This is a genomic window from Morganella sp. HMSC11D09 (genome assembly GCF_001807955.1).
Lineage (GTDB): Bacteria > Pseudomonadota > Gammaproteobacteria > Enterobacterales > Enterobacteriaceae > Morganella > Morganella morganii.
Window position 1 is genome coordinate 169,341 of the sequence record NZ_KV791661.1, and the last position, 12,388, is coordinate 181,728.

General features: G+C 52.3%; 9 protein-coding genes. 7 read left to right on the forward strand and 2 right to left on the reverse strand.

All coding sequences use genetic code 11. The annotated features are described in order from the left end of the window. Positions 1-20: 20 nt before the first annotated feature. A complete protein-coding gene (locus tag HMPREF3119_RS03365) occupies positions 21-1,871 on the reverse strand; it encodes a sigma 54-interacting transcriptional regulator (protein WP_004236047.1) in 1,851 nt (616 codons plus the stop codon). A 535-nt stretch (positions 1,872-2,406) separates the two neighbouring features. Here HMPREF3119_RS03365 and ygeW point away from each other — a divergent pair. From ygeW to arcC, 5 genes are read left to right on the forward strand one after another with little or no spacing between them, the layout of a single operon-like run. Continuing rightward, on the forward strand, positions 2,407-3,594 hold the full coding sequence (gene ygeW, locus HMPREF3119_RS03370; RefSeq protein ID WP_004236048.1) for a knotted carbamoyltransferase YgeW: 1,188 nt from the start codon (positions 2,407-2,409) through the stop codon (positions 3,592-3,594). 59 nt (positions 3,595-3,653) lie between these two features. Further along, positions 3,654-4,856 carry a diaminopropionate ammonia-lyase gene (dpaL, locus tag HMPREF3119_RS03375; RefSeq protein ID WP_004238966.1) on the forward strand — a complete coding sequence of 401 codons (1,203 nt, stop codon included), beginning with the start codon at positions 3,654-3,656 and terminating at the stop codon, positions 4,854-4,856. A 19-nt stretch (positions 4,857-4,875) separates the two neighbouring features. Next, positions 4,876-6,093 carry a YgeY family selenium metabolism-linked hydrolase gene (locus HMPREF3119_RS03380; protein ID WP_004238967.1) on the forward strand — a complete coding sequence of 406 codons (1,218 nt, stop codon included), beginning with the start codon at positions 4,876-4,878 and terminating at the stop codon, positions 6,091-6,093. Positions 6,094-6,147: 54 nt separating this feature from the next. After that, positions 6,148-7,539, forward strand: a complete 1,392-nt coding sequence (gene hydA / locus HMPREF3119_RS03385; RefSeq protein WP_070578447.1) for a dihydropyrimidinase — start codon at positions 6,148-6,150, stop codon at positions 7,537-7,539. A 46-nt stretch (positions 7,540-7,585) separates the two neighbouring features. Then, the gene (arcC, locus tag HMPREF3119_RS03390) at positions 7,586-8,518 is read left to right on the forward strand and encodes a carbamate kinase (protein ID WP_070578450.1); all 933 of its coding nucleotides are present in this window, start codon (positions 7,586-7,588) and stop codon (positions 8,516-8,518) included. Positions 8,519-8,574: 56 nt separating this feature from the next. Here arcC and HMPREF3119_RS03395 read toward each other — a convergent pair whose 3' ends face one another. Next, a complete protein-coding gene (locus HMPREF3119_RS03395) occupies positions 8,575-10,200 on the reverse strand; it encodes a DUF4139 domain-containing protein (protein ID WP_070578453.1) in 1,626 nt (541 codons plus the stop codon). Between the two features lie 260 nt (positions 10,201-10,460). Between HMPREF3119_RS03395 and HMPREF3119_RS03400 the strand changes: the two genes are divergently transcribed. Both HMPREF3119_RS03400 and HMPREF3119_RS03405 read left to right on the forward strand, forming a co-directional pair. Further along, positions 10,461-11,690, forward strand: a complete 1,230-nt coding sequence (locus tag HMPREF3119_RS03400; RefSeq protein WP_070578456.1) for an MFS transporter — start codon at positions 10,461-10,463, stop codon at positions 11,688-11,690. Positions 11,691-11,836: 146 nt separating this feature from the next. Next, positions 11,837-12,388 (forward strand): RNA 2'-phosphotransferase, encoded by a 552-nt coding sequence (locus HMPREF3119_RS03405; protein WP_004238973.1) that lies wholly within the window; start codon positions 11,837-11,839, stop codon positions 12,386-12,388.

Sequence of the window (12,388 nt, forward strand, 5' to 3'; positions counted from 1 at the left end):
ACATTTTCTTCCGCTTTCTGCTACCCGGCGGATAACTCGTACTTCTTAATCTTCCGGTACAGAGTGGCAATGCCGATCCCCAGCTCCTCTGCCGCCTGACGTTTGTTGTCATAGCGCTGCAGTGCTTCGCGGATCATCTGTTTTTCCATCTCTTCCAGCATGGTTTCCCCGTGCAGTGCCGGATCCTCATCCGCTGCTGCCGCAGGTACACTTCTGACCGGAATGGTAATTTCGCTGCGGTGAATATCCCCGGTATTCTGAACCGGTGCGGCAGTGCCGCTTATCATCTGCGCCGCATGTCTGGCGAAGTTCGGCGGCAGCAGTGAGATATCAATCACCTCACCCGGCGGCACCACGTTGACCAGATATTCCACCAGGTTACTCAGCTCACGCAGGTTGCCCGGCCACGGCCATGCATTAATGACCGCCATCACCTCATCCGAAATGCCCGGATACACCAGACCGAGACGCCTGGTATGCACATTGAGGAAATGGTGCACCAGCAGCTCCACATCGCCGTGACGCTCACGCAACGGCGGCAGGGCAATCGGGATAACATTGAGGCGGTAATAGAGATCCTCGCGGAATTTACCTTCACTGACAAACTGTTCCAGATTCTGGTTGGTCGCGGACACAATCCGGATATCGACCGGGATGGTCCGGCTTGAGCCAATCGGCTGCACTTCGCGTGATTCTATCGCACGTAATAATTTCGCCTGAACAATCAGCGGCATATCGCCGATTTCATCCAGGAACAGCGTGCCTTTATCTGCCGCCTGAATCAGACCCTGTTTTCCGTTGGCGGACGCGCCGGTAAACGCGCCTTTCACATAACCGAATAATTCACTTTCCAGTAACTGCTCCGGTATCGCCGCACAGTTGATGGCAATAAACGGTTTTTCACTGCGGTTACTCAGCTTATGAATAGCCCGCGCCACCACTTCTTTACCGGTGCCGCTCTCGCCGGTGACGAGAATACTCGACGGGCTCGGTGCCACGCGGGAAATCAGGTGTTTCAGCTGACGGATAGGTTCGGATTCCCCGACCAGGTGTTCAATCAGCAATCCGTTTTCATCACGGCGCACTTCATTCATATCAATCGCCGCGTGGGACTGATGAAACGCCATCAGGAACATCTGACAGCCGTTAACCACATGAAGCTGCCCGATAATAATATTGCTCTCCCCTTCCCAGGAGACAATATGCTGTAAATGCCCGCGGTTCAGACTCTTGAAATAGGTCAGCGGACGGATGGCAATGGTTTTGCCGGAAATCTTTTCATGCGGGACATTGAGGATCTTCAGAGCATGCGGATTGGCAAATTTCAGGTGGTTTGCCTCATCCAGGATCAGAACGCCCTGATCCATAAACTCTATCAGGCTCAGTAATACCTTCTGCGCGGCATTACGGCCTTCCTGTTCATCCAGCAGCTTAGCCACAAAAATATTGGAAATATGCTGCACATAATCCGAGAAGTCATGGATGTTATCCCGGATCCGCTCCTGCTGTTCAGAGGTGACAGCCACCAGGCTGATAACCCCGATACAGCGATCCTGGAAGATGATCGGTGTACCGATAAACGCTTTCTCCTTACAGTTATCTTTATCCGCGCAATTGAGGCAGAGCGGATCAAAACAGGAGTGCGTGACTATCTTTTCTTTTTTGGTATCCAGCACATAGCGGAGCAGCTGGGAATTATTGGTCAGACGATGTCCGAGGTGCTGGTTAAACAGCCCTGTTCCGGCAATCCTTGTCAGTTTGTCATCAACGATTTCAACATCAAGCTGTAACACACTGGCGAGCATTTTGCTGAAGTGAACAATCGTCGGCTGTATCTGCATCAGCACAGATGGTGATTTTTCAGTGATCATGCTTACGACTTCCTATGCTCTTAAAACGACATATCGAAAAGAAAGTTCATAACGCGACAAATTAATGATTTTATTATAGTTATTTATCAACGGGCTGAATTATCACCCACCGATAGCACAAGATTGCCAGATCTTTATCACCGAAACTCTAACGTATGTACAAAAATCACACTTTTCTTCAGATTTGATAATGAAACTGGAATCTCCGTCACTCTATTTTATCAATATGATAAATCCGCCGGGGTGTTTATCATTCTGGCCCCGCTTCCGGCGGTTCCGCCCTCTCACCGGTCTGATACCGGCGACTTTTCACCCTTGCTGAAAATAACTTTTATTCGCATTTGTCACACATAACCCGGCCATCAGCCCCTGATAATTGTGATCACCCTCCCGAATCCGCCCTGCATTTCACCCCCGGAAGATCATTCCGGCTGATTTGGCATGCTTATTGTTAATAGTCACAGTACACATGCAGAAATGCCTTCTTCTCACTGCATATTCAATTGTCACCGGCCATTTCACATAGGATTTAAAGATGAAAAACGTTAATGAATTATTGAAAGATATCGCCAGACTGAAATCTAATCTTCATCAAAAGGATTTTTTGCTTACCTGGGAACAGAGTCAGGATGAACTGACGATGGTGCTTGATATTGCAGCTGCACTGAAAGGGCTGCGTGCCGATAACATCGCAACCAACGTATTCACAAATGGCCTTGGCATCTCTGTTTTCCGTGACAACTCCACCCGTACCCGTTTCTCTTATGCTTCTGCACTGAATATGCTCGGCCTGGCCCAGCAGGACCTCGACGAAGGTAAGTCTCAGATTGCTCACGGTGAAACCGTACGTGAAACGGCCAACATGATTTCATTCTGTGCGGATGCCATCGGTATCCGTGACGATATGTACCTCGGTGCCGGTAACGCCTATATGCGTGAAGTGGGTGCGGCACTGGATGAAGGTTTTGAGGAAGGCGTTCTGCCGCAGCGTCCTGCGCTGGTTAACCTGCAGTGTGATATCGACCACCCGACACAGTCTATGGCTGACCTGGCCTGGTTACGTGAGCACTTCGGTTCACTGGAAAACCTGAAAGGCAAGAAAATCGCCATGACCTGGGCGTATTCACCAAGCTACGGTAAACCACTCTCTGTACCGCAGGGCATCATCGGTCTGATGACCCGCTACGGTATGGATGTGACGCTGGCGCATCCGGAAGGTTATGACCTGATCCCTGACGTTATCGATGTGGCGAAAAATAACGCCAAACAGTCCGGCGGCAGCTTTAAGCAGGTTACATCAATGGAAGAAGCGTTCAAAGATGCGGATATCGTGTATCCGAAATCCTGGGCACCTTACAAAGTCATGGAACAGCGTACCGAACTGCTGCGTGCCAATGACCATGACGGCCTGAAAGCCCTTGAGCAGCGCTGCCTGGCACAGAACGCCAACCATAAAGACTGGCATTGTACTGAAGAGATGATGAAGCTGACCAAAGACGGCGAAGCGCTGTACATGCACTGTCTGCCTGCGGATATCACCGGTGTTTCCTGTAAGGAAGGGGAAGTGGAAGAGGCTGTATTCGAGAAATACCGTATCGCCACTTACAAAGAAGCCAGCTGGAAGCCGTATATCATCTCCGCCATGATTCTGGCCCGTAAATTCCCGCAGCCTGCCCTGGTTCTTGAGCAACTGCTGAAAAACGCACGTAAACGTATTTTATAAATCCGGATCCCGGCCGTCGCCGGCCGGGTTCTTTTCCCGATGATATGAGGTGAGGCTCTATGTCTGTCTTCTCACTGAAGTTAGATATTTCAGATAATCGTTATTTCAACGGTAAACACTCCCCGCTTTTTTCCCGTGAAGAAGCACATAAGGCGCTGAAGTTTCATGAGAAAATTACGGGTTACCATCCGACACCACTGTATGACATGAAAGATCTCGCCGCTCTGTTCGGCGTGCGTAATATCCTGGTGAAAGATGAGTCACAGCGTTTTGATCTGAATGCATTCAAAATTCTGGGCGGCTCTTATGCTATCGCCCACCTGTTGTGCGAAAAGTACAACATGGATATTAACGATTTCTCTTTCGAGAAACTCAAAAGCACTCTGACTGAAAAAATGACGTTCGCCACCACCACTGACGGTAACCACGGCCGCGGTGTGGCCTGGGCGGCACGCGCACTCGGTCAGAAAGCGGTGGTGTACATGCCGAAAGGCTCCGCACAGGAACGTGTGAATCACATTACCGGCCTCGGGGCGGAGTGTATCGTCACAGATATGAACTACGACGATACCGTCCGTCTCACCATGGAAAATGCCAAAAAACACGGCTGGATCGTGGTTCAGGATACCGCCTGCGAAGGATACACCAAGATCCCGACCTGGATTATGCAGGGCTACACCACACTGGCTGCCGAAGCGGTTGCCCAGATGAAAGAGATGAAGATTCAGCGTCCGACCCACGTGCTGTTACAGGCCGGTGTGGGTGCGATGGCCGGCGGTGTGCTGGGCTATCTGGTCGATGAGTTCGGGGCAAAAGATCTGCATTCCATTATTGTCGAGCCGGATCTGGCTGACTGTCTCTACCGTTCCAGCCTGAAAGGCGAAATCGTCAATGTCGGCGGCGATATGGCCACCATCATGGCGGGTCTGGCCTGCGGCGAGCCGAACCCTATCGGCTGGGATCTGATGCGTAACTGCGCGACACAGTTTATCTCCTGTGAAGATGCGGTGGCTGCCCTCGGCATGCGTGTCCTCGGTAACCCGTACGGCAAAGACAGCCGCGTGATTTCCGGTGAATCCGGCGCGGTCGGTCTCGGTGTGCTGGCTGCGGTTAACTATCATCCGGAACGTGCGGAACTGATGGCAAGACTCGGCCTGAACAGTGATTCCGTCATCCTCGTGATCAACACCGAAGGTGACACAGATACCAAACATTACCGTGAAGTTGTCTGGGAAGGTAAAAACCCGGCGCAGAAATATTAACTAATTGGAGTATTGAAATATGGCTAAGCAAATCCCGTTTGATGAAATTGTCAAAAAAGCTGAACACTATAAAAAAGATATGACCCGTTTTCTGCGCGACATGGTGGCAATTCCCAGCGAAAGCTGCGACGAAAAACGCGTGATTCACCGTATCAAAGAAGAAATGGAAAAAGTCGGCTTTGATAAAGTGGATATCGACCCGATGGGTAACATTCTGGGTTATATCGGTCACGGTCCGCACCTGATTGCCATGGATGCGCACATCGATACCGTGGGTATCGGTAACATCAAAAACTGGGAATTCGACCCGTACGAAGGCATGGAAAACGACGAAATCATCGGCGGACGCGGTACCTCTGACCAGGAAGGCGGCATGGCCTCTATGGTCTATGCAGGTAAAATCATCAAAGATTTAGGTCTGGAAGATCAGTACACCCTGCTGGTGACCGGGACTGTTCAGGAAGAAGACTGTGACGGTCTGTGCTGGCAGTACATCATCGAGCAGGACAAAATCAGACCGGAATTCGTGGTCAGTACCGAACCGACTGACTGCCAGATTTACCGCGGCCAGCGCGGCCGTATGGAAATCCGCATTGATGTTCCGGGGATCAGCTGCCACGGCTCCGCACCGGAGCGCGGTGACAACGCAATCTTCAAAATGGGTCCGATTCTGGGTGAACTGCAGGAGCTGTCAAAACGTCTGGCCACTGACGATTTCCTCGGCCAGGGCACACTGACTGTTTCTGAAATTTTCTACACCTCACCAAGCCGCTGTGCTGTTGCTGACAGCTGCGCAGTCTCTATCGACCGCCGCCTGACCTGGGGCGAAACCTGGGAAGGCGCACTGGAAGAAATCCGCGCATTACCGGCTGTCAAAGCAGCGAAAGGCGTGGTCTCTATGTACACCTATGAGCGTGCCTCCTGGACCGGTCTGGTCTATCCGACAGAGTGCTACTTCCCGACCTGGAAAGTGGAAGAAGATCACTTCACCGTGAAGACACTGGATCGCGCTTACCGCGGCCTGTTCAACAAAGAGCCGGTTGTTGATAAGTGGACTTTCTCCACCAACGGTGTTTCTATCATGGGTCGTCACGGCATTCCGGTTATCGGTTTTGGTCCGGGCAAAGAGCCTGAAGCTCACGCACCAAACGAAAAAACCTGGAAAGATCACCTGGTTACCTGTGCGGCAATGTATGCGGCCATTCCGTTAAGCTACATGGCTGAACTGAAAAAATAATCTTGTCTTACCGGCCCCGTACTGATGTGCGGGGCTTTTTCAGGAGTAACCCCTATGCGCACACTGATTATCAACGGCACCGTTGTCAATGCGGACGGACAATACCGGCAGGATATTCTGATTGAAAACGGCCTGATCTCACAGGTTGCACCGGATATTGCACCGGAGACAGATGACCGCGTTATTGATGCACAGGGATGTTATGTTTTTCCGGGCGGTATTGATGTTCACACCCATTTTAATATTGATGTCGGCCTTGCCCGCAGCTGTGATGATTTTTACACCGGCACGCGTGCGGCAGCCTGCGGCGGTACCACCACCATTATCGATCATATGGGATTTGGTCCGGCGGGTTGTTCACTGCACCACCAGCTTGAGAATTATCACCGCTACGCCAAAGGACGCGCCGTTATCGATTACAGTTTTCACGGCGTGATCCAGCATATCAACGACGATATTTTAAATGAAATTCCGCTGATGGTGGCGGACGGGATCAGCAGCTTCAAACTCTATCTGACTTATCAGTACAAGCTCGATGATCCGGATATTTTACGTGCCCTGCAACAGCTTAACCACGCCGGGGCGCTGACCACCGTGCATCCGGAAAATGATGCGGTGATAGCACAGCGCAAAGCGGAGTTTGTGAAGAAAGGACAAACCTCACCGATTTTCCATGCCCTGAGCCGTCCGGCAGAATGTGAGGCGGAAGCAATCGGCAGGATGATTAATCTGGCGCATATCTGCGGCAATGCGCCGCTCTATATCGTCCACCTTTCCAACGGATTGGGTCTCGATTACCTGAAGATGGCGAAAGCCCGCCACCAGCCGGTCTGGATAGAAACCTGTCCGCAGTATCTGTTCCTTGATGAACGCTGTTATGAGCGCGATGACGGCCTGAAATTTATTCTCAGCCCGCCGCTGCGTAACCGCCGGGAAGCCGATGCCTTGTGGCTGGGTATTGATGACGGCACGATTGATGTGGTCGCCACCGATCACTGCACCTTCCCGTATCAGCAGCGTCTGGCGCTGTCCGGCGGGAATTTCACCCGCTGTCCGAACGGCCTGCCGGGTGTTGAGAACCGTATGTTACTGCTGTTCTCTGCAGGCGTGATGCAGGGACGGATTTCACCGGAACACTTTGTTTCCCTCACCAGTGCGATGCCGGCAAAACTGTTTGGTATCTGGCCGGAGAAAGGCGTGATCCGCCCGGGCGCAGACGGTGATATCACCATTATCGATCCGGCGCAGGAAACCACTATCCGCCATGCGGATCTGCATGATAACGCGGACTACAGCCCGTACGAAGGCATGACGGTACAGGGCGCAGTCCGCTGCACACTGTCGCGCGGTGATATTGTTTACCGTGACGGCGAATTTACTGCTGAACCCGGCCGCGGCCGTTTCCTGAAACGCCGTCCGTTTAAGGCTCCGCACCGGTGTTATTAATTTTTTCCGATTATCGTTTCAACTAATTCATTACGGGTAAAAAAGGATGAAAAAAACAATCGTATTAGCACTGGGCGGCAACGCACTGGGAAATGATCTTCCGGGACAGATGGCTGCCGTCAAAACCACCTCTGTCGTGATTGCCGACCTGATTGCTCAGGGATACCGCGTTGTGGTCACACACGGTAACGGCCCGCAGGTGGGGATGATAACCGGCGCATTTGAGGCTGCCAGCAAAACCGAAGCCAAATCACCGGTTCTGCCGATGTCAGTCTGTGTGGCACTGAGCCAGGGATATATCGGTTACGATTTGCAGAACGCACTGCGTGAAGAGCTGCTGAACCGGGGTATCAATAAGCCGGTTGCCACTATCGTGACACAGGTGGAAGTGGATGCGGCGGATCCGTCATTTAAAAACCCGACCAAACCTATCGGCGCGTTCTACAGCAAAGAAGAAGCGGAAGCCCTGAGCAGGAAAGGGTTTGAGATGCGCGAAGATGCGGGCCGTGGTTACCGCCGCGTGGTCTCATCACCGAAACCGGTTGATATTATTGAAAAAGAAACCGTCAAAGCCATGCTGGATGCTGATCAGCTGGTGATCACTGTCGGCGGCGGCGGTATTCCGGTGATCCGCGACGGCAACACCCTGCGCGGGGCCAATGCGGTTATCGACAAAGACTGGGCGAGCGCCAAACTGGCAGAGATGATCGATGCGGATATGCTGATTATCCTGACCGCCGTGGAAAAAATTGCCATCAACTTCGGCAAACCAAACGAGCAGTGGCTGGATAAACTGACATCTGCGGATGCACAGCGTTATATCGATGAGAAACATTTTGCACCGGGATCTATGTTACCGAAAGTGGAAGCCGCGCTCTCCTTCAGCCGCAGTAAAAAAGGCCGCAAGGCACTGATTACTCTGCTGAATAAAGCCAAAGACGGTATTGAGGGTAAAACCGGTACTATTATCGGCGATTAATCTTCCTTTTGTTAATATAACGGCCGGGTTTCCCGGCCGTTTTTCTGCTGCAATAATTATAAACCACTGATTGGTTTTTCTTTCGGATATTTCAGTGTGTAACTCAGCGGCAGTTCCATTACCTGCTGCGGCTTCAGCTCCACTTTCCATTCCACTTCACCGGTCTGTTTATTAACGGTCCCTTCTCCGGTTTTGACATCTTTCACCAGGATATTGGTATCCTGACTGACCGGGATCTGATCAAAAACCGTTACCACCAGCGGCGCTTTGGCGAAAGATGACAGGGTAATCATATAGCCTTCGCTCTGTTCAACTGCAGAGCCCAGAATACCCGGCTGTTTTGTCAGTTTACTGTCCACCTTACGGCTGACCTGAATATCTTTATTCATACCGAACGGCAGTTCCAGCTCATTGGTGATCAGGCCGGAATCGATATAAGTCTGCCCGATATAACGGTTATCAAAATAGATATTCGCCTTACCGCTGAGCAGATTCAGCGCTGGTGCATTTTCCACAACCGCCTGTAAATACACATGCTCATCCATCTTCGGCCGTGTGATATAACGGTATTTTCCGTCCAGTGCCGTCTGTTTGATGGTCAGGGAACGGGATTCCGGAACTGACGGCAGGGAATACGGTTTATCAATACTGTACGTCAGGCTGATACCGTTACTCTCTGCGGTAACAAACGACGAGATCCCGCCGGCAGGGGCTTTTTTCACTGAGCGGTTACGGCTGTAATCCTTGTCCTCCGCCATCATGGCCACCGGAGCCGGTGCCAGCTCACCCATCACGGCATACTCATTGTACAGTGACAGATACTGCGGATAGAGCTGCGGCGGGGCAATACTCTGTACCGGATCGGCGGATGACAGCACCAGCTCCACCTGATCCCAGTCGATACCGGTGTTCTGGATCACATCCGCTTTGTAGGTCAGCGTCACCGGCTTATCCATACCGGCGCTGCGGATATCATAGGACGGTGCCCAGGCCGCATCCGGCGTGATATAGTCGATATCCAGTTCCGCTGTCACCGCTTTTTTCGCGGATACATTCAGCACCAGCTGTGTGCGGCGCTCCTTAAACTGTGTGACTTTCTCTTCATACTGCGCTTTCAGCAGTGCCAGTGCTTCGGTTTTTTCTTTGATTTGCCGGGAATATTCCAGCTGTTCCGCATAGATTTTTGCCATCTGAGTGCGGATAAAATCCAGCTTCTGCACGGATTGCTCCTGTGTCAGCGGCGCACCGCCGGTGCCGAAGAAATCCTGATCACGCAGCAGACCCAGCTGCTCGTTATTCACTTCCGTCTGCATATTCAGTTGCTGAATCGCCAGATCCTGCTCCTCAATCTGCGCCTTCATAGCATTGATTTCGTCTGAATACACCGGCTTTTCAATTTCGCTGCGCAGATTGACGGACTGAATGATGACATCATCATTATTCAGCATAACGGATAAGCTGCCGGGATTAATATTTCCGGCCACATTAGTCAGGATCACATCACTGTCACCGGCAGGCAGATTCAGTGTTGCGCTGTTACTCAGCTCTGCCCCGCGCAGGAAAATCGTGGCTTTGTTAAGTTTTACATCCTGAACAATTACATTCGGTTTGCCCGCCGCCGCGGCTGTTACCGCCATACCGGCGATCAGCAGGGTACTTTTAACGCCAAAGGTTAATGTCATTACTTAACTCCCTGATTATTATCATCACGATTCCGGCACCGTATACCGGCAGGCCGCTGTGTACACCATAACTCACCATAGTAGAACAGCTGCGGTAACGAAGATAACGGAATAACCTGAAAAGCGCGGCTGCCTGCCGTTTGCCGGGCTTTTTATATGTTACCGTCTCTTTAAAACGGTATTTTATGATTAACATTTGCACGTTTATTGTTTAGTATACTAAACACATTTTCTTCTGACGGATAAAAAAGGTCGCAACCATGACGACACTCCGGACACACACGGCAGCGCCTGCCACTTCACGCAACAAGCTGTTATGGATAGCCGGGATGGGCTGGACATTTGACGCCATGGATGTCGGGCTGCTGGCATTTCTGCTGGCCGCCTTACAGGCAGACTGGGGGCTGAGTGCCGCACAGCTCGGCTGGATCGGCAGTCTTAATGCCGCCGGGATGGCAGTCGGTGCCTTTGTTTTCGGTCTGATGGCAGACCGGAAAGGCCGCAAACCGGTGTTTATTCTCACTCTGCTGCTGTTCAGTCTGGGATCCGGACTGACCGCTGTCGCCGGTTCGCTGGCCGTGGTGCTGGTGCTGCGCTTTTTCATCGGTATGGGACTGGGCGGAGAGCTGCCGGTAGCCTCCACGCTGGTCAGTGAGAGCGTAGCCCCTCACGAGCGCGGCCGTGTGGTCGTGCTGCTGGAGAGCTTCTGGGCCTTGGGCTGGCTGATTGCGGCACTGATTGCCTATTATATTATCCCTGATTACGGCTGGCGTACGGCGATGCTGCTCAGTGCCCTGCCTGCGCTGTATGCCCTCTGGCTGCGGGCAAAGCTGCCGGAGCCGGTATCCCGCTATACCGCACAGGAGCGCCCGAAACTCACCATTGCACAATCGATGGCACTGATCTGGTCGCCGCAGTACCGCCGTGCCACCCTGATGCTGTGGATCCTGTGGTTCTGTGTCGTGTTTTCCTATTACGGTATTTTTCTCTGGCTGCCGGGCGTGGCGATCCTCAAGGGATTCAGCCTGATAAAAAGCTTCCAGTATGTGCTGATCATGACACTCGCCCAGTTACCCGGTTATTTCAGTGCCGCCTGGCTTATCGAGCGTTACGGCCGCAAATTCGTGCTGGTCACCTATCTCGCCGGAACAGCAATCAGTGCTTACGGGTTCAGTTGTGCGGAAACCGCCACAGCACTGGTCATTTCAGGGATGCTGCTCTCATTCTTTAACCTCGGTGCCTGGGGCGCGCTCTACGCCTACACACCGGAGCAGTATCCGGACAGTGTCCGCGCCACCGGCGCCGGTACCGCCACCGCAATCGGACGGATAGGCGGGATCCTCGGCCCTCTGCTGGCTGGTTACCTGATTCAGTATCAGTTTGCTGTCAGCACCATTTTCCTGATCTTCAGTGCAGCGGTGGTTATCGCCATTCTTGCGGTCATTTTCCTCGGTGCGGAAACCCGTAACCGCGAACTCAGTACCATTTAACATCTGTTCTGACGGCGGTTATTCCGCCGTCAGAGCCTGATGCAGCGCATAGTTATCGCTGTCATTCCTCCCCTTTACCGCAACAGGCGCGTATAATTCAGCCATTATGTCACTGCCGGATCGCCGGCAAAAACCGTAAAAAGAAAATGAATCAATACGATAAAATCAGTAAATTTCTGAGCTATGTCCTGCGGCACCAGCCGGACTCCATCGGGATCCGCCTCGACAATGAAGGCTGGACAGATATCACCGTACTGCTGCGTCAGGCCGCTGCTCACGGCACACCGTTTGACCGTGAAACGCTGGAAAAGGTGGTGGAAACCAATGACAAAAAGCGGTTTACGATCTCATCCGACGGCATGTATATCCGTGCGGCACAGGGGCATTCTGCCGGACAGGTGGCGATTGATTACCCGCCGCAGACACCGCCGGATATTCTGTATCACGGTACCGCTATCCGGTTTATCAGTGATATCTGTGAACTGGGGCTGATTGCCGGATCACGGCACTATGTACACCTCAGCGCGGATGAAGATACCGCACTGGCTGTCGGTGCCCGTCACGGCAAACCGGTGGTGCTCACCATTGCCGCCGGGGAGATGCATAAAACCGGTTATCCGTTCTATCTGGCGGATAACGGCGTCTGGCTGACGCCGCATGTACCGATTAAATACCTGTCGCAGAAAAAACCCGGCTGA

Bases quoted from the DNA above. Each gene is read 5' to 3' on its own strand.
- HMPREF3119_RS03380 (WP_004238967.1), top strand. From the start codon at position 4,876: ATGGCTAAGCAAATCCCGTTTGATGAAATTGTCAAAAAAGCTGAACAC.
- arcC (WP_070578450.1), top strand. From the start codon at position 7,586: ATGAAAAAAACAATCGTATTAGCACTGGGCGGCAACGCACTGGGAAAT.
- HMPREF3119_RS03405 (WP_004238973.1), top strand. From the start codon at position 11,837: ATGAATCAATACGATAAAATCAGTAAATTTCTGAGCTATGTCCTGCGG.
- HMPREF3119_RS03365 (WP_004236047.1), bottom strand. From the start codon at position 1,871: ATGATCACTGAAAAATCACCATCTGTGCTGATGCAGATACAGCCGACG.
- ygeW (WP_004236048.1), top strand. From the start codon at position 2,407: ATGAAAAACGTTAATGAATTATTGAAAGATATCGCCAGACTGAAATCT.
- HMPREF3119_RS03395 (WP_070578453.1), bottom strand. From the start codon at position 10,200: ATGACATTAACCTTTGGCGTTAAAAGTACCCTGCTGATCGCCGGTATG.
- dpaL (WP_004238966.1), top strand. From the start codon at position 3,654: ATGTCTGTCTTCTCACTGAAGTTAGATATTTCAGATAATCGTTATTTC.
- hydA (WP_070578447.1), top strand. From the start codon at position 6,148: ATGCGCACACTGATTATCAACGGCACCGTTGTCAATGCGGACGGACAA.
- HMPREF3119_RS03400 (WP_070578456.1), top strand. From the start codon at position 10,461: ATGACGACACTCCGGACACACACGGCAGCGCCTGCCACTTCACGCAAC.